The sequence below is a fragment of the Sphingobacteriaceae bacterium genome, from assembly GCA_002319075.1.
Taxonomy (GTDB): Bacteria; Bacteroidota; Bacteroidia; order B-17B0; family Aurantibacillaceae; genus Aurantibacillus.
This window is the reverse complement of the sequence record NVQB01000001.1, coordinates 3,169,972-3,187,496: the sequence shown is the minus strand read 5'-3', so window position 1 is coordinate 3,187,496 and position 17,525 is coordinate 3,169,972. Positions and strand designations below refer to the sequence as shown.

15 protein-coding genes are annotated in these 17,525 nt (G+C 38.3%); 7 read left to right on the top strand and 8 right to left on the bottom strand.

What is annotated here, in order from left to right; all coding sequences use genetic code 11:
* Positions 1 to 25 precede the first annotated feature (25 nt).
* The 4 genes from CNR22_13715 to CNR22_13700 are packed head-to-tail and all read right to left on the bottom strand — an operon-like array spanning position 26 to position 3,289.
* Entirely contained in the window at positions 26 to 673 is a 648-nt protein-coding gene (locus CNR22_13715) for a hypothetical protein (GenBank protein ID PBQ32786.1), read from the bottom strand.
* Positions 670 to 1,107 carry a two-component system response regulator gene (locus CNR22_13710; protein ID PBQ32785.1) on the bottom strand — a complete coding sequence of 146 codons (438 nt, stop codon included), beginning with the start codon at positions 1,105 to 1,107 and terminating at the stop codon, positions 670 to 672. Before CNR22_13710 ends, CNR22_13715 begins: the two co-directional genes overlap by 4 nt.
* Before the next feature lies 1 nt (position 1,108).
* A complete protein-coding gene (locus CNR22_13705; protein PBQ32784.1) occupies positions 1,109 to 2,923 on the bottom strand; it encodes a hypothetical protein in 1,815 nt (604 codons plus the stop codon).
* A gap of 57 nt (positions 2,924 to 2,980) precedes the next feature.
* Positions 2,981 to 3,289 carry a hypothetical protein gene (locus tag CNR22_13700; GenBank protein PBQ32783.1) on the bottom strand — a complete coding sequence of 103 codons (309 nt, stop codon included), beginning with the start codon at positions 3,287 to 3,289 and terminating at the stop codon, positions 2,981 to 2,983.
* A gap of 195 nt (positions 3,290 to 3,484) precedes the next feature.
* On the opposite strand from CNR22_13700, the gene CNR22_13695 reads away from it, so the two are divergent.
* The 7 genes from CNR22_13695 to CNR22_13665 all read left to right on the top strand — a co-directional run bounded on the left by CNR22_13695 (position 3,485) and on the right by CNR22_13665 (position 13,681).
* Positions 3,485 to 4,657: a homogentisate 1,2-dioxygenase gene (locus tag CNR22_13695; GenBank protein PBQ32782.1), complete on the top strand. Its 1,173-nt coding sequence runs from the start codon at positions 3,485 to 3,487 to the stop codon at positions 4,655 to 4,657.
* A gap of 26 nt (positions 4,658 to 4,683) precedes the next feature.
* On the top strand, positions 4,684 to 5,841 hold the full coding sequence (gene hppD / locus CNR22_13690) for a 4-hydroxyphenylpyruvate dioxygenase (protein ID PBQ32781.1): 1,158 nt from the start codon (positions 4,684 to 4,686) through the stop codon (positions 5,839 to 5,841).
* 2 nt (positions 5,842 to 5,843) lie between these two features.
* Positions 5,844 to 6,848, top strand: a complete 1,005-nt coding sequence (locus CNR22_13685; GenBank protein PBQ32780.1) for a hypothetical protein — start codon at positions 5,844 to 5,846, stop codon at positions 6,846 to 6,848.
* A gap of 257 nt (positions 6,849 to 7,105) precedes the next feature.
* Positions 7,106 to 9,967 carry a hypothetical protein gene (locus CNR22_13680; protein ID PBQ32779.1) on the top strand — a complete coding sequence of 954 codons (2,862 nt, stop codon included), beginning with the start codon at positions 7,106 to 7,108 and terminating at the stop codon, positions 9,965 to 9,967.
* 74 nt (positions 9,968 to 10,041) lie between these two features.
* Entirely contained in the window at positions 10,042 to 10,785 is a 744-nt protein-coding gene (locus tag CNR22_13675; GenBank protein PBQ32778.1) for a hypothetical protein, read from the top strand.
* A 343-nt stretch (positions 10,786 to 11,128) separates the two neighbouring features.
* The gene (locus tag CNR22_13670; GenBank protein PBQ32777.1) at positions 11,129 to 12,436 is read left to right on the top strand and encodes a hypothetical protein; all 1,308 of its coding nucleotides are present in this window, start codon (positions 11,129 to 11,131) and stop codon (positions 12,434 to 12,436) included.
* A 21-nt stretch (positions 12,437 to 12,457) separates the two neighbouring features.
* The gene (locus CNR22_13665; protein ID PBQ32776.1) at positions 12,458 to 13,681 is read left to right on the top strand and encodes a hypothetical protein; all 1,224 of its coding nucleotides are present in this window, start codon (positions 12,458 to 12,460) and stop codon (positions 13,679 to 13,681) included.
* Positions 13,682 to 13,930: 249 nt separating this feature from the next.
* Here CNR22_13665 and CNR22_13660 read toward each other — a convergent pair whose 3' ends face one another.
* The 4 genes from CNR22_13660 to CNR22_13645 all read right to left on the bottom strand — a co-directional run bounded on the left by CNR22_13660 (position 13,931) and on the right by CNR22_13645 (position 17,407).
* Complete coding sequence (locus CNR22_13660) at positions 13,931 to 14,287, bottom strand: ATPase (protein ID PBQ32775.1); 357 nt, start codon at positions 14,285 to 14,287, stop codon at positions 13,931 to 13,933.
* Positions 14,284 to 15,984, bottom strand: coding sequence for a bilirubin oxidase (locus CNR22_13655; GenBank protein ID PBQ32774.1), 1,701 nt, complete (start codon positions 15,982 to 15,984; stop codon positions 14,284 to 14,286). Before CNR22_13655 ends, CNR22_13660 begins: the two co-directional genes overlap by 4 nt.
* Positions 15,985 to 16,014: 30 nt before the next feature.
* A complete protein-coding gene (locus tag CNR22_13650; protein PBQ32773.1) occupies positions 16,015 to 16,935 on the bottom strand; it encodes a hypothetical protein in 921 nt (306 codons plus the stop codon).
* Between the two features lie 85 nt (positions 16,936 to 17,020).
* Positions 17,021 to 17,407 (bottom strand): hypothetical protein, encoded by a 387-nt coding sequence (locus CNR22_13645; GenBank protein ID PBQ32772.1) that lies wholly within the window; start codon positions 17,405 to 17,407, stop codon positions 17,021 to 17,023.
* Positions 17,408 to 17,525 lie beyond the last annotated feature (118 nt).

Sequence of the window (17,525 nt, the reverse complement as noted above, 5' to 3'; positions counted from 1 at the left end):
ATGGGTAAAAATTTGAATGGGAAAATCAGAGGGCGTCTTTTATCTCGCTTGTTTTTTGAACAATGTCCCTGATTATAGTGTCAAGAGACTCAGATGCGCTTTTTAAACGGTAAAGGACTTCAGAATTAATGGGGTCAGCGGGATCTTCGAACTTAAACAAGTTGAACAGGCCCAGTATTTGAGCCACGGGTACCCTTACCTGATGCGATTGCAAGAAGGCAATTTCAAAAAGTTTTTCATTTTGGATTTTCAATTTTTCCTCTACCAGCCTTTTTGCTTTTATATTCTCCGCATCTTTTAGTGCTCTTTCCACTTTGGGAGCTAGCGTAAACAGTTTATCCTTGAGTGCATAATCGTTAACGCCGTTTTTAATAAGTTCTACCGCATTTTCCTCGCCAACACTTCCCGAAACAATAATGAAAGGAATGTGGGAATGCCGACTTTGCTTGATATGAAAAGCCGTAACACCATCAAAGGAAGGGAGTGAATAGTCAGACAATATAATATCCGGTTGGTAATTATCAAGAGCCGCAATAAACTCCTCCCGACACTGAACAATTTTTGATGTAAAAATTATTCCAGCTTTTTTTAGTTCATGTTGGAGTAATTCAGCATCATTTTGATCATCCTCGATAATTACTATTTTTATTGTATTTATCATATGATGGGTCATTTAGGTGGCTGATTTAATAATAACCAGTATAACCCAAGTTCAGAAACGGCGGCAAGAAATTTTTCAAACTGAACCGGCTTTACCACATAACTGTTCGCACCGAGATCGTAGCAAATCTGGATGTCCGGATCTTCCTTAGAAGAAGTGAGTATTATAACAGGTATTTTTTTTGTCCGTTCATCCGATTTTATTCTCTGCAAAACCTGAATTCCATTTATTTTTGGCATTTTCAAATCAAGTAGTATTATTTTAGGGATGTCATCAATGCTTCGAGTGAGATAATTTCCCTCTGCAAAGATATAGTCGAGCGCCTCCTGGCCATCTTCAAGATGCACCAGTTGATTCGCTAAATTATTTTTTTTTAATGCCCTTATTGTAAGCTCGGCATCACTCAAATTGTCTTCCACCAGAAGAATTTCTACACTGTAACTCATGTTAAAGACTTTTATTTAGTATTGAAAAATTAAAAATTGCCCCTTCGTTCACTTCACTTATTGCCCATACTCTGCCACTGTGTTTGGCAATGATACGTTGAACAATTGCAAGGCCTACACCAACCCCTTCAAATTCATTTTGTTTATGCAGACGCTGAAACACGCCGAAAAGTTTATCAGAATACTTCATATCGAATCCAGCACCATTGTCTTTTACCGAAAAAATAATTTCCCCTTGTTTTTCTTCCGAAAATATTTCTACTACAGGATGCTCTTTTTTTGATGAGTATTTCAGAGCATTTGAAATAAGATTTATCATCACCTGTGAAAGTAAACTGTAATCAGCCTCTACCCCGTGCAATTTACCGATCCTTATTTCAGCTTTATTTAAAAGTGCCTTATCCATATCGTGAATTACGCTCTCAACGAGTTCGTTCATATCGATATTCGTACGTTGCACCTCTTTACGGCCTAGCCTCGAAAACGCGAGTAACTCGTCTATTAGTATTCCCATTTTTATAGCATTGTCACGAATTGCAGCGGTAACACGCTTTCCTTCACCGTCTAGCTTAGGGCTATAGTCCTCGTTTAGCATTTGCGCGTATCCGTTCACTGCCCTCAGTGGTGCTCTTAAATCATGAGAGACAGAATAAGTAAATGCCTCTAATTCTTTATTGGCATCTTGTAATTGTACTACTATTTTTTTGAGTTCAGTAATATTAAGGGAAGTTGAAAGCAGTGCCTTTTCGCCATCTGGCATCTCGAACGGCATCAGATAATTGCTAACCCAAATTATTTCCCCGTTTTTCCTTTTTAGTTGAATTTCATAATTTTTAACCGTACCATCCTTTTTAAAAACTTCAATTAATTTTGCCCGGTCATTCTTATTCACATAAAGTTCCAATGCAGGAGTAGCGAGGAATTCTTCTTTAGATGCAAAACCAAAAATGTCAATAATTGCCTGATTGGCTTCCAGAATTTCTCCATGAATGTTAGAAATCGTAATACCTGCCGGAGAAAAATTGATTAGGTCGCGGTATTTTTTTTCAGAATCTGCTAATGCCTCCTCTGCGTTTTTACGTTTGGTAATATCAACGGCTGAAGAAATCATTTGTATGTCGTTATTCCCAAACTGGTATGGTGCAATGTTGTTGCTGATCCACGCTAACTCGCCGTTCTTCTTTTTAACTTTAAATTCAAAATCTTTCACAAAACCATTCCTACGAAACAAATCAAACATCTTCAGGCGTTCATCTGGCTCCACATAATAGTCCTCTGTTGGCTTACTTGTAAGTTCCTCTATTGATTCTAAGCCCATCACGTCCAAAACAGCTGGATTAGCTTCCAGAAATTTTCCTTGAGCGCTTGTAAGGACCATACCAATAGGAGAAAAATTAAACAGACTCCTGAATTTATCTTCGCTTTGTTTAAATGATTCTTCTCTTTTTTTTTGAGTAGTAATGTCAGTAATGTGAACTGAGAACCCTCTTACATTACCCTCATATAAATCAGGATAGTAATTGGCAAGGCTAGTTCGTGATTCTCCACTTGAAGTTTTTTTTTCGAGTTCAAATTGTTGAGCATGACCTTTAAGCGCTTCAGTAATGTACAGAAGGTTTTGTTCGTAAAGAGGTCCCAGAAGTTCTTTCAAGGTAATTTTGTCGATCATTTCCTCTTTGCTTTTCCCGAACCATTTCATGTAGGCGCTATTAGCAAATTTGCACACCTGGTCCTTGTCCCAATATGCCAGCATGGCCTCAATCCGGTCGGCGACTAACAATCCAAAGTCATTGATCTGATGTATGGGTTTATTCATGGCTTAAGTTTGGTGTATTAGCTCTACGTTAATGATACAAAAAAAGTAGGCATTTAGTCAGACACTATCCATCACAAGAAAATCATCATGAACACAGTCCAGGCAAATAATTATCTTATCAAGATACTTCATTGTCAGGTTTATCTTCCCGTTTTCAAGCCTCCAGATGTACTGCCGGTCAACATTTAATAAAAGCGCGAATTCAGTTTGTGTAAAGTGTTTCAAAATTCGCTGCTTTGCAATCATCTTCCCAATAACTTCCTGGGAATTTACTTTTAGGACCATAAACAAAAAGACTAAAAAAAACCCAACAACTCGTAATCTTAACAAGACTACATTGTCTCTACTAAATTTAGTGAATTGCATTGGTGGTGTAGAATTAGTTATGATTTATAGCAAACTAGTGCAGAATATGATCTAATTCTCCCACGATGAGTAGTATTTCATATTTTGATGTTTAGCTCTCAGGTAAAAGACATAATGACTATAATTAGTTTTCAGGATGAGCAAAATCATTTCAGGTTTTTGTGAAATATCTTTCTTTTACAAAAAAATAGTTTCATGTCGATCTATCAAAAACAAGGCCGGGTTCCTCATAAACGTCACATTGTGTTTCGTAACCCCAACGGTAGTTTATACCACGAAGAGTTATTCGGTACTGAAGGATTTTCAAGCACCTCTTCATTGGTTTATCATCTTTATCCACCCACCATGGTAAAAGAAATCGGGAAAGCACAATGCGCCAAGCCATTGGCCGCTGAGGAAGAAAGTTTAAAAGCCTTAAGTTTTATGGGGTACAATGTAGACCCCGACGACGACTATATTCAAAGCCGTAAAGTTTTTTTCTTTAATAACGATATGCAGATTGGTATGGCCTGTCCCTCAAAATCTATGGAAAGTTATTTTTATAAGAATGCGGATTCCGACGAAATACTTTTCATTCATAAAGGGAGCGGGCGGTGTAAAACCATGTACGGTACTGTTGATTTTGAATACGGCGATTATGTCATTATTCCACGTGGCATTGTATATAAATTAGAATTTGATACAAAGGAAAATAAGATCTTATTTATTGAATCGCATAGCCCTATCCGCACTCCTAAACGTTACCGAAATGAATTTGGTCAACTCTTAGAGCATTCTCCATTCTGCGAACGCGATTTTAAATTGCCTTATAATTTCGAAACGCATGACGAGCATGGAGACTTTAAAATCATGATCAAAAAACGCGGAATGATTTATCCATACACTTACGAAACGCATCCTTTTGATTTAGTAGGTTGGGATGGATATGTTTATCCCTACGCGTTTTCGATTTTTAATTTTGAACCCATTACTGGCCGCATTCATATGCCACCACCCATTCATCAGCAATTTGAAGGGCGCAATTTTGTAATCTGCTCTTTTGTACCGCGCTTATACGACTACCATCCAGATGCAATTCCTGCACCATACCATCACAGCAATATTGATGCGGAAGAGATTTTGTATTACGTAGATGGAGATTTTATGAGCCGCAACAATATTAAAGCCGGCCAGTTTACCTTACATCCAGCAGGAGTTCCACATGGCCCGCATCCTGGGGCCATTGAGCGAAGTATAGGTAAAAAAGAAACCAAAGAACTGGCCGTGATGATTGATCCTTTCAATCCTTTACAAATTACAACCGAAGCCATGAAATATGAAGTAAAGGATTATTATAAATCGTGGATGAGCGCTCCGCAATTAACATAAATAAAATTATTTAAAACACACTTATCATGTCAGTAACAGATTTAACCAAAGTAAAAAACTACGCTTATAGTGGAGAAAAAGTTTTTGAAAAAGCTCAGGATTTTTTGCCAATTAACGGAACAGATCATATAGAACTTTATGTAGGAAACGCTAAACAGGCCGCGCATTTTTATAAAACAGCTTTAGGGTTTCAGGAACTTGCTTACGCTGGACTAGAAACAGGTTGCCGCGATAGAGTATCTTACGTATTAGTTCAGGATAAAATTCGTTTAGTACTAACTTCGCCCTTCGATCCTGAAAGTGAAATTTCACACCATATACGCAAACATGGTGACGGCGTAAAAGTAATAGCGCTGTGGGTGGACGATGCACGTAAGGCCTACGAAGAAACCACAAAGCGCGGCGCTAAATCTTATCTGGAACCTACCGTGCTTAAGGATGAACAGGGCGAGATTGTAAAATCGGGCATTCATACCTACGGAGAAACCATCCATTTGTTTATTGAACGAAAAAATTACCAGGGGGTTTTTATGCCTGGTTATGAAAAATGGCAAACCGAATATCAACCTGCATCAACTGGTTTAAAATACATCGATCACATGGTTGGAAATGTAGAATTAGGATCCATGAACACCTGGGCGGATTTTTACGCGAATGTGATGGGCTTTGCCAATCTCGTAACTTTTGATGATAAAGACATTTCTACCGAATACACGGCATTAATGAGTAAGGTAATGACTAATGGAAACGGCCGCATTAAATTCCCGATTAACGAACCTGCGCATGGCAAAAAGAAATCGCAGGTTGAAGAATATCTTGATTTTTATCATGGTCCCGGATGCCAGCACATAGCAGTAGCCACAGACGACATTGTATTTACAATTTCTGAAATGCGCAAACGGGGTATAGAATTTTTATACGTGCCCGGAACGTATTATGATACCGTAAAAAACCGTGTCGGAATTATTGAAGAAGATATGGAGGTCTTAAAAAAATGGGGCATTATGGTTGACAGAGATGAAGACGGCTACTTACTACAGATCTTCACAAAACCGGTTGAAGACCGTCCGACATTATTTTTTGAGATCATACAACGCAAAGGCGCAAAATCTTTTGGCAAGGGAAATTTCCAGGCTTTGTTTGAATCTATAGAAGCAGAACAAGCCAGAAGAGGAACATTATAGTTATGAGACTTAGTACGCTTGATAAAATTAACTATAGCAATATTGTTTTAATTATTGTTAGCTGTGCTATTGCTATTGTTTTTCCGTTCGAACTATTCCTTATTGCTTATGCTATCTTGGGACCTCTGCATTATCTTACAGAAATAAGCTGGCTTCATAACAAACAATACTACACAAAAAAGAAAAATGATTATTTTGTTTTGGTTGGACTAACAGTACTTTTATCCTTACCCGTTTTGGGCATGCTATTCAAAACAAAAATTCATATGAGCGATGCCTTAATAACCCAGTTGCTCTATTTGTCAATTACCGCAGCTATCATTTTTGTGTTTGTTGAAAATTTCATTTACAGGATTCTTTTTTTTGTTCTTGCACTGCTTACTATTAAATTTTCTGACAATTTTTATTTGATCCTCGCCGTTTTTCTGCCAACGCTAATTCATGTGTTTTTATTTACAGCGCTGTTCGTTCTTTATGGTGCATTGAAAACAAAAAGCAAAAGCGGCTACCTCTCTTTTTGGGCAATGTTTCTCGTACCACTGATACTATTTTCGGTCTTCCAGGGACCTACCTCTTATAAGATCTCCAACTATGGTTTTAATGCTTACAAAAGTTTTGAAGGCATTAATTTCTTTTCCCTTAAATTATTTTCTGCCATAGATCAAACAAACTCCGGTACAATTACAAATGGAATTTATTTTTCTTCAAAAGGAATACTCTTGATGCGTTTTATCGCTTTTGCATATACCTATCATTATTTAAACTGGTTTTCGAAAACAGAAGTAATACAATGGCACAAAGTTCCTAAACGCCGGCTAGTGACCATACTTGTATTATGGTGCATTTCGATTGGCGCATATGCTTTTAATTACAAAACAGGGTTTCAATGTTTATTTTTCCTGAGTTTTCTGCATGTATTACTCGAATTGCCTTTAAATGTGGTATCCATAAAAGGTATTATTCTGGAGTTGTTTAATCACTCAACCAAAAAAGTTAGTGCGAAGTAAGGGTGACATATTTCGTTATGCGTTTTAAATCCTGGTAATCGAACGGATTACTGGAAGACATCCGGAAACTTGCTGATTGCAATGTATATTTCGACATTCAAAGAGCGAGCAGATCTGTGAAAAAAATACTTCTGGTTTGCTGATGGGATCATTTTTTTAGTCTCACTCGCTCAACTCTAACTGACCTCTTTCTACTAAGAAAATAGCCCGATAAGTCTTTCGATCTATTCAGATTTAATAATAAGTATATTCGTAGCATGAAATATCCATTTCTGTTTCTCTTTTTTTTATGGAACACAGCATATTTTTTCGGGCAACAACCCGCCTATTTTACGTTGGGAAAAGAACAATTTGAAGGCGTTCAGATCTACAGTACGATACAGGATAAAAATCATAATTATTGGTTTGCCACAGACAAGGGATTTTACAAGTACAACTCTTATACATTTGAAAAAATAGACTGCGATGGCATGAAGGGTTTATCTGCCTTTGGATTTGTGATCAATAAAACAGGAACCATTTTTTGCCACAATTTAAATCATCAACTAATCAAGATCGAGAACAACCAGTGCTCCGTTTTTTACGAACTAACAGAAGCAGAACGTTCCAGTGACATGTCCCTCGCTATATCAGAAGAAAATAATTTAGTTGTTGTAGCGCGTATACCCATACTCTTTGATGCCAAAGGGAAACTCATTAAAGCGTTCAACAACCATCCGGGTGCTTTCAGTTTTCCTTTCCACACCAGGCGCGGTGCTATTATCTATCATGCATCGGGCAAAGACTCACTTCTCGAAATCTATCAAAACAAAATCGTATTCAAACCTTTAAAATACACCGCGCAGCCGCAAATAAATCCACTCATTTTTTTAAAAATAAACAACACAACTTATGCAATAAGCAACAAAGACAAACGCATTTATTCTTTTAACGAAGACAGCTACGAATGCACTCCGCTTAAAGAGCAATCCATTTTAAATCTCCAGGGATTTCTAAGATTCTATAATCTGAACAATGACGTCTGGATAGCAGGCACAGCTGCGGGAGTAAGAAGACTTGAAGGTGAAAACGCCGAAGATCTTTCAGAACAAATGTATTCCGGTTATTTCATATCCTATGTATATAAAGACAATGAAGGAAACATACTACTCAGTACTTTTAACAATGGCGTTCTTGTTGTTCCGGAACTTAAAATCCAGGATGTGCTCAAGCTTCCTCAACACCAGGCCATAACAAGTGTGCATATTGACGAGGATATGGGGATTATTTTAGGTTCGTCTGAAGGAGAACTTATTTCTTTCAGAAACTCTACTTTTCATACGCTTTCAAATAAAGGCAACAAACCACTGCAATCTATTAACAGCTGGCCAGGTTTTCGGTATATTATTTATGACGATGGCCAGGTAAAAGCTTACGATAAAAAAACCCGGAGAACGATCTGCCTATTTGAGGGCTCGCTAAAAGACGCTTCATTACTGGATTCTAACTCTATATTTCTCGCTTTAAATTCCGGAATCCAGAAATTAAATCCATCCGGCCCGGGCAAATTTAAACACGAAGCCATTGCATCTTTAGACATACGGACCTACGCAGTGGAAGTGGAAAAAAGCACAAAAAATATATTTGTTGCAACCTCCGATGGTTTGAGGATCATAAAACCAGACAACAAAATTGAGCGTCCTCTTTTTGAAGGAAGTAATCCTTTTGCGAATGATCTTTTCTATGATGAGGATCTGCTTTATGTAGCTACTAAAAAGCATGGCATCCTCATCTTCAGGCAGGGTAAAGTTATCCGGAAATTGATTTCAAAACTGAATCAGAAGGAAATTGAAGTTCACAAATTAATTGTAAACAAGAATAAAATTTATGTCAATTCCTCCGAGGGATTTATTGTGTTGGCAAAGAGCGGTAACATTCTGGCGAAACTAAATAAGGTACAAGGATTTGCCACGAACAAAATTTTTGATTTTGGCATCATACAAGATCAGATCTGGATCATTCACTCCAAAGGATTTCAAAAAATAAACATCAACCAATTAACGAAGCCAAAAGAAATACCACTTTTAGAACTCTCACGGATCGCCGTAAATGATCAGCCTTTAAAGCAATTGGATAAAGATGGAGCCTTTGACAGCGAACAAAGGAAAATCCAATTTACCATTTCATCTCCTACCCTGCGCAATAAAGAAAACATTCGCTACCACTATAAACTAACGGGCTATGAAACTACCTGGTCTGTTTCTGATTATGAAGACAATGAAATCTCTTATAATGCTCTCGCTCCTGGCAAATACACTTTTGAAGTGAAAGCAGAAAATCAAGGTATTTATAGTGAACTCAAAACCTACTCCTTCGTAATCTCGGCTCCCTTCTACTACCGCTGGTGGTTTATTTCCCTAGAGTTTATTGTCTTCTTTTTAATGGTGGCGTTGGTCTACAGATGGCAACTAAAACTTCAGCGTAAAAAATCTGAGCAACAAAACGAATTAAATGCATCCAAACTTACCGCTATAAAATCACAGATGAATCCGCACTTTATTTTTAATGCTCTGAATTCTATCCAGGATCTGATTCTTAAAGGGGATGTGGAAAACTCCTATTCTTACATTACTACTTTCTCCAACATGGTGCGTAAAACGCTCAAATATTCGGACAGGGAGTTCATTGAAATAAATCAGGAAATTAAATTATTAGAATTGTATTTATCACTGGAAAAATTAAGATTTAAAAAAGACCTCGACTATGAAATCATAAGTGATAGTATGGAAGATCTGATGATACCACCTCTATTGATTCAACCCTTTATTGAAAATGCGCTCGTGCATGGACTGCTTCATAAAGAAGGCAAAAAACAACTCTCCATTGCCTTTAAATTCGGAGAGCTTTGTACCTGCATTATACAAGACAATGGTATAGGAAGAGAAAAAGCAAAGCTTATCAAACAACGGCAAGGGGCCACGCACGAATCGTTCTCAGGTAGAGCCATTCAAAAACGCTTTGAAATTTTAAGCAAAACACTTGGAGGAAATTTTGGTTATCTAGTAGAAGATGTATATGTGGAAAACGAAATAAGTGGAACCCGGGTAATTATACAACTGCCCGTAAAACAAAAATTCTAATCTATTACTAAACTAAAACAGCCATTGCTAAAGTCAATTAAAGCCACACCTTTTTAAAAGCTAATTTGCAAACGATGAACACAATAAGGGCCATTTTGGTGGATGATGAAGAAAGTGCAAGAGATGTCCTGCAAAATCTTCTCGCTCGTTTTTGCCCGCATGTAACTTTGATTGCAAAATGCGAAAATATAATTCAAGCGGTTGAAATCATAAAAAAAGAAAAGCCAGACCTGGTTTTCCTCGACATTGAAATGCCAAATTATGCCGGCTACGAGATTGTTAAATTTTTTGACAATGTGGAGTTTGAAATTGTTTTTGTAACCGCTTACGATCAGTATGCAGTGCGCGCGTTTGAAATAGCTGCCATCGATTATCTGCTAAAGCCCATCGACATTGAGCGTTTAAAGCTTGCCGTTAAAAGAGTGAAACAGCAAAAAGACATTCATGGACTATCACAAAGAATGGATCTTTTGCGCGATACACTTCAGACAAAACAAATTAAAAATATTATAGTGCATGACAAGGGACAGCAAAATATAATTACAATTGACAGTATAATTGCCATTGAAGCCCTCGAATCCTATTGTACAATTTATACCAAAGAAAGAAAACACACAGTAAGCAAAAACCTCAAGCACTTTGAAACTTTGCTCGAAAGGCTGCCCAAATTTATCCGGGTGCATAAATCCTGGATCATTAATAAAGAGTACATACGAAATTACTCTAAATCTGAACTCTCCATTTATCTTACCAATGGGCTTGTTGCCAAACTTTCCAAATACAAAAAAGCGGAATTCGAAGCGGCAATTCTCCTCTAGCACCGGTGACTATCACTTTTTTATTTAGAACCATAGTTTTGTACAGGCGCTCAATTTTTTGAATGGAGAACTATAAAAATCATTTTCTGCAAGCCAAAAATTACCCGCTGTCACTTCGTAGTTTATATTTCTCATGCGTCTGTTCGGTGAAATTTTTAAACAAACAAAATTCTTTACACCGGCCGAAGGTCGCAAAAGCATGCAATGTTAAGACGAGGCGTTTTATAAAAGTATAGCAACTACTTGTCCATTCCTAAACTAAATCAGCCATTCCTGAACTGTTTTAAATTACCCGCGAGTGAACCCCTATGTTTGCGTCAAGATTCAACAGATGATGCGATTGATGAAAACCTATATAGCCAGTGCACTTTTTCTCTGTCTTTCATTTTTGCAGGGAAGTGCACAGGAGAACCAGAACACTGAGCTTTCAAAACTCAGCGCCGGAGATTTTCCTGTTTATAAAGTAACAGAGAATGGAGGCAAATTTAAATTTGAAGCCGCATCCAAGCCCTGGCCCATTAGTTTTAAAAAGGAGGGAGAATCCTTTGCGGAAGTGATTGTAAACAGGTCAGGTATCATAGAAGAGAAATACCAGGTTGATTTGCCGGGGTATCCGGCTTACTACATGAATCCTGCCCTGGAAACCGTTGTTACAGCCATCGACAAAAAAATTTATTACTACACCTGGAGCATTAAAACGGGTGCCACGATCAGATACATATTCTCTGAATCAAAAGTGGGGAGTTACGCTGATGAAAAAAACACTTTGGATACTTACCGGAACAGCATCAAAGAACTTCAAGCTACGGCACGCAGCAAGAGAATAGAGAATAACAACGCCGCTGCTGAAAAAATAGCTGAAGAAAACACTCTGAAAGGAAAAAAAATAAAGGCAATAAGGGTTATACCTGTAAGCAAGCCCGATGACCTTGGTCTCTTAACACTACTGGGTATTGGAGTGGAATTTGAGTTGGACAACGGGAAAGTACTTAAGACAAAAAACCTTGGCGGATTTACACCCTATACCGACTTTGAAAGTGAAGTGAATGGCGGCGATTTTGAAGGAGGAGATTTTAAAGTTGCGGACGATTCGCGCAAAATTCAGAATGATAAAATTGAAATCTCGGTGTGGTCAAAGTATGACGAAAAAAAGATCAAAGGAAAATACAGCTGCCCGCTTAACTACAAAAAAGACATTTACTACAATTACCAGGGAGCTGGAGGCCCAGGTGGAAGAGGTTATACAGCGGGATATAATGTTAACGGCACAAACGGATCGGATGGCAAAAGTATAAATATCGTAGTGACTTCAATGCAAATTAACGGAGAGCAGATAAACAAGCTGGTGGTCACGGAGGCATACTCCGGTAGAACTTTATCCGAAGTTAAAATTCACGTGAACAATACTGTAAATATAAACACTAGCGGAGGATCAGGGGGAAATGGTAGTGAAGGAAGTGGCAATGGCGGCAACGGTGGCAATGGAGGGAATGGTGGCGCGATCAGTCTCACAGGCAATGGTGTTAGCACCTTAAAAGTAAGTGTCAGCAGCCAGGGTGGTAAAGGAGGGGTTGGAGGAAAAGCGAAAACGCAGTCTTTCTTAAATGGCAATAACGGAAGCTCGGGAAAAAATGGAATACTCAGTAAATAAATAACCATAAATAAAAACAACATGAAACATTTACAAATTATTTTAGCGATAACAATTCTTTGCCTGGTAGGTTACGATACCAACGCGCAGATCGGAAAATTAAAAGAAAAACTGACAGCCAGCAGCGGCGGTAGTGGTGGCGGTGGAGGCAAAGGGAATTTTGAATCCTTTAATACAGAAACCGATGAAATGGGAGTTACGGGACAATACTTCTGCACACTTGATAAAAAATCTTATGGATTTAGATACGTAAAAGAAGCAGATGGAAAAATTGTAAATGAACTTCACTATTTTGAGAAAAAGAAAAGCACTGAGCCGCAACTCAAGCTATCCTTAAAAGAAAGTTATTACAGTAAAAATAAAGTTAAACTGTTTTACATATGGACAACAGGCAGCGCGGGTGGTTATATTGAAGTGATCGAGCTTGAGCCCGGCGTTTTCGCTCAGACCGCACAAACAGAGTACAGTTCTAATGGTGGCCCGGCGCCGCTGGAAGCAAAAAGAATAGTGAAAGATGTCTATGCTAAAGACCAGGCGAAGCTGGCTACTTACGACCTGGAAACAGCGAAAGCGAAAGTGGATCTTATCATTGCTTCCTTAAACACAGAAAAACTTGAGAAGGAAAAAGCAGAATGGATGAAAAATGAGGTCTATGCAAAAAATGTAAAGAAGGTCGTGTTCGCAGCGCAATGGTATCATCTCCAGAAACAAGGATACCCGGATAAAATCGCGGTGAACGGCGGTGATTTTAAAACAGAATTAGACATGGCTGGAAACATGATGTTCATGGGCTTTTTCGAAACGCCACCAAAAGTGAAATATCCGGGACAACAAATAAATATAGAATTTGAAATGAACGGGCAAAAAGTAAACCGTGAAGAGCTTCGCAAAAAATCTGCAGCCTGGAGTAACATGGTAAAAATTCTTGAGACAAAAGATTTTGAATACCGCCAGTCTACAACACGCTCCATTCGCGAATACAACGCTTACGCCAGGGCCTATGTTCAAGATTATGCAGCAATCCAGCTGCTGTACAACTTTAAAGACAAATTTAAAATAGACCAGGTGTATCAGGTAACCGTTCGTTTTTACGCGCACAGAGATGGGGAGAATGGCGATTTATTGGCCGAAGGAACAGTGAAGCTAAAATATACGGAGGCCGCGAAAATAGTGTTTGAAGGGGATCCAAACAAGCCGGAGATAAAAGGTGTCTGGGCCCAGTTTGAAGCGTTTTTGAATGAATAGCCAAAAGCTGGGTTTATAGAAAGAAAAGCCCTCACCCAAGTAGTAATTCATCCAAAATAAAAAAGAGGCCGTCTCAAAAGTAAGACGGCCTTTTATAATGTCCAACTTTTCAAGTTGTTGAGAAACTTAATAATTTATAGTTAGACCAACTCTGAAGCTCATGTCCTTGCACGTTCACATAGTCCAGGTCGCCATTCTGAAGAAATTTGCCAGAGGGTATTTGAATACCTGGTTATCACATCAAGGTTCTTATTTTCTTGTGTACTGACAGCACTCAGGCAAATCCGTGTAAGCTTTGTCATCCCCCTTATACTTTTCGTTATCATACCCAACCCTTGCTACATTTTTCTCCATCTGATCGAGACTGATTTTTGTGGTATCATAGGATACTGTTATAATTTTAGAGTCCTCATCCCAGAAAGCATCTTTTACACCTTCTACTTTTAAGGAGTTCTCAATTGTCTCTTTACACATTTCGCAGTTACCATTTACCTGAAAGGTTACTTTAGAGTTTTCCGTAACATTGGGATTAAATCCTTTCTCACCACAAGCATATAGGGTTAAGAAGGAGATTAGCACACAATTAAGTTTAAAAATTGTTTTCATTCGATAATTAGTTTTTGTGTTAAGACTTGAGTGTTGCATTTAAATTCTATTGTGTAAACACCCATAGCGAAGCCCGTGGTAGAAATTTGAGTTAGGTTACCCTCTACTCTATTCTGTGAATAGACGATGTTGCCTAGCATATTATATATTTTCAAAGAGGCATTACTGTGGTTGTTAAAGTTCTTTATAACAACATTTAGTTTATCTGATGCAGGGTTAGGATAGATTAATAATTCATTTATGTTTTTCGTATATGAGCGAATTCCAACTGCCGATGTTCCTACTACAAATTGGCCCATCATACCATCATCCTCATGCATAAGAATATGGCAATGATACATAAAGGGAATTTGATCGTCAGCATAGTCTTCAAATTTCGCAATGAAGCTGATTGAATCATCAGGCAAGACTAATACCACATCTTTTCTACCTTTTTCTTCAGGGCCCGGCGAAATTCCGTTTCTATTGAGTATTTGAAATTGAACATCATGAATATGGAAAGGGTGCGCCACCATTGTTTTATTTACCAGTGTCCAAATCTCAGTGCTGTTTAAAGGAATTGTATAATCTATACGCATCATGTTAAAAGTACTGTCATTAAAATAAAATGGCCCATCCATAACCATCGCGCTATCTGCTGTAAATCTTATTTTTCGTGATGCATTAGATTGACTTTGAAGATAAACCGTGTTGGCAGTAAGAATAGAAGGTACGGTTGTAATGGGATTTAGTGTTGGAGCCACGACATTTATTTTCATAATGCTATAGTCCACGCCATTCAACGGGCTACTCATCGGAGGGCTTCCCGGAGGCATTGGCATTGTTGGTCCTCCTTGAACTCCTATCGGCAATTCAGAACCATAACACATTAAGTTAAGGGTTTGCGTATTCATTCCGCTTAAGTTTACTAATATTTCAGCACGCTCACCCGGAGACAATCTGATTCGTGTTGTAACGTTAGGAAGATTTAATAATCCACCGTCGGATGCGATCTGATAAAATTGTTTATTATCTGAAAACCCGAAATTAAAGGTCCTTTCGCCTGAAGCGTTTAGAATTCTCATTCTAACAACCTGCGCAGGCGCATTTAAAAAAGGAGTCATCGTGCCATTCACTAAAAGAGTGCTATCCTCCATCCCCCGTGGCATAGATTGATTTAAAGAATCATATTGCTGACTTTGAACAATTAAAGGAAAATCATCAATACCATATCTGCGCGGCAAGGTTAATGCTGCTTCCACATTGTCCCGCACTATTATTAGTCCGGTAGCCCCTTTTATAGCCTGAACAGCCGTTTTCATATGCATATGCGGATGGTACCAATAAGTAGCCGCATTGTCCATTATCGTAAATTGCGGGTTCCATGTCGCGTTAGGCAGTATCGGCGAATGTGGACCCCCATCCCATTTGGATGGAAGGTGAATGCCATGCCAATGCACAGTTGTGGTGTCGTTAAGCTGATTATTTACGGTAATATTCACTGCCGTCCCCTTCCTGAAAATCAAAGTCGGACCTAAATACTTGTTGAGATTGTATGCATAGGTATAAGATTTCTTCCCGGGGAAAAACTGCACGCTATCTGTGTGCATGGTTAAAGAATAATTCGGCCCCGCCAGAGTATCTGGAATGAATAATGGATTCTGTGCATCGCTAAAGAATGCGATAACACAGAAAATATTAAAAAGAAATATTTTCATCGATAAAAAATATAAGCGTTATAGACCTGACTACTGAATAACAAGATTTGTACTTGTAACAGTAGTATCTGTTTTCAATTTCAGAGTATAAACTCCTTTTGCCAGCTTTGTTGTCTCAATTGTCAACACGTTTAGTCCTATAGCGTTTGGGGCATGCATATCCTTCACAACTTTCCCGCTTACATCTATAATCTGAACGGACACTTCCTGTGCTGAATTTATAGAGTAATTCACGGTAACGTGATCTTGCGCAGGATTAGGATATAAAGTTAATGCAAGATTTTTCTTTGTGTTTTCATTTAGCCCGGTTGTATTTACGGTAGGCTGAACCACTGCCACAGTTCCCGTAAATGCCAGGTTATCTGTCCACAAATAATCGTTATTTGCTGGATTAGAACCGCTAGCTCTCAAAACAATGATACAACTGTCAGGGTAGTTTAACGAATCCATGTAATTAAGAGCAAAAGAAAAATTAGCCCAGCTCATGGCCATACCCGATAAACCTCGTAACCCATGAGCAATAGTATCTCTCATGCTTGTAGTTGCGTTCCACCTGGTAAGTAAAACCATAAGAGAACCCTGACTGCTGCCATAAATCATATGCTGCCATTTTCCAGTAAAAGAAGCTGGTCTTTGGGTGTAAGGAACTCCTGAAATGGGTTGCATTGACATAGAATCCAATTTGCCACTCACAGCAATTCCCGGAACTACTGATAAACCTATCGTTTTAGAGGTTAACTTAAGATACGAGTTGCCTGGACTTCCCGGAGTTCCTTTAGTCGCAGTGTAAATACTTTGTGTTGTGGTTTTAGTGTTTAGCGTACTCCAGCCATTCGGGTTTTCATATGTTCCCATATTAGTCCAGGTTTCAAAACCGGCGTTTGGAATTTGTGCTATTGCTGCGCTTGAAATGCATACAGCGGATACTAGTAAAATAAAGTAATTTTTCATTTTTTAATTTTAAAATGTGATAATAAATAATAACAAGAAAACTCCGCCACTCATCTGTTGCAGGTTTAGTGAGAGATTACTAAAATCAAATTCTAAGATTCCTGTTTAGAAGATAGACAGGTTCGGGATAGGCAAAAGGCGGAGCATTGCAATCAGGCAAAGCATGTAATTCGAGTGAGGGTCTGTTAACTGTAAAATCTAAACTGGTATACCATGAATGGAAATCTTTAACAATTTCATTTGGAACAATTGGATTAGAAACAGCTTTATGACTATCTTTTATTTTATAAACAACGGTTTTTTCTTTACAACAGCCTTTACTCTTCTTTTTGTTACCGCAGCAACCGTCTTCCTTGCTTTGAAACAATGAAATGCTCTTTAGTTTACCCGCGCAAAAATGAAAATTAACAGCAAACCCACACGCTACCAAAAAGTAGAATAATGAGAGTAATACTATGCCCGTCTTTTTCATATAGTCGAACAAATGTATCATATTTCACAATTTAAACCTAATTGCAGCTGCTCCTGTAAGACCTGCCATTCTCAAAATTTCTATAAGGTTATTTGGCCGGCGCAGGCATTGTTCCACC

What these genes read in the sequence shown, in the direction of transcription:
- CNR22_13715 (PBQ32786.1), bottom strand. Translation starts at nt 673, where the DNA reads ATGACCCATCATATGATAAATACAATAAAAATAGTAATTATCGAGGAT.
- CNR22_13710 (PBQ32785.1), bottom strand. Translation starts at nt 1,107, where the DNA reads ATGAGTTACAGTGTAGAAATTCTTCTGGTGGAAGACAATTTGAGTGAT.
- CNR22_13705 (PBQ32784.1), bottom strand. Translation starts at nt 2,923, where the DNA reads ATGAATAAACCCATACATCAGATCAATGACTTTGGATTGTTAGTCGCC.
- CNR22_13700 (PBQ32783.1), bottom strand. Translation starts at nt 3,289, where the DNA reads ATGCAATTCACTAAATTTAGTAGAGACAATGTAGTCTTGTTAAGATTA.
- CNR22_13695 (PBQ32782.1), top strand. Translation starts at nt 3,485, where the DNA reads ATGTCGATCTATCAAAAACAAGGCCGGGTTCCTCATAAACGTCACATT.
- hppD (PBQ32781.1), top strand. Translation starts at nt 4,684, where the DNA reads ATGTCAGTAACAGATTTAACCAAAGTAAAAAACTACGCTTATAGTGGA.
- CNR22_13685 (PBQ32780.1), top strand. Translation starts at nt 5,844, where the DNA reads ATGAGACTTAGTACGCTTGATAAAATTAACTATAGCAATATTGTTTTA.
- CNR22_13680 (PBQ32779.1), top strand. Translation starts at nt 7,106, where the DNA reads ATGAAATATCCATTTCTGTTTCTCTTTTTTTTATGGAACACAGCATAT.
- CNR22_13675 (PBQ32778.1), top strand. Translation starts at nt 10,042, where the DNA reads ATGAACACAATAAGGGCCATTTTGGTGGATGATGAAGAAAGTGCAAGA.
- CNR22_13670 (PBQ32777.1), top strand. Translation starts at nt 11,129, where the DNA reads ATGAAAACCTATATAGCCAGTGCACTTTTTCTCTGTCTTTCATTTTTG.
- CNR22_13665 (PBQ32776.1), top strand. Translation starts at nt 12,458, where the DNA reads ATGAAACATTTACAAATTATTTTAGCGATAACAATTCTTTGCCTGGTA.
- CNR22_13660 (PBQ32775.1), bottom strand. Translation starts at nt 14,287, where the DNA reads ATGAAAACAATTTTTAAACTTAATTGTGTGCTAATCTCCTTCTTAACC.
- CNR22_13655 (PBQ32774.1), bottom strand. Translation starts at nt 15,984, where the DNA reads ATGAAAATATTTCTTTTTAATATTTTCTGTGTTATCGCATTCTTTAGC.
- CNR22_13650 (PBQ32773.1), bottom strand. Translation starts at nt 16,935, where the DNA reads ATGAAAAATTACTTTATTTTACTAGTATCCGCTGTATGCATTTCAAGC.
- CNR22_13645 (PBQ32772.1), bottom strand. Translation starts at nt 17,407, where the DNA reads ATGAAAAAGACGGGCATAGTATTACTCTCATTATTCTACTTTTTGGTA.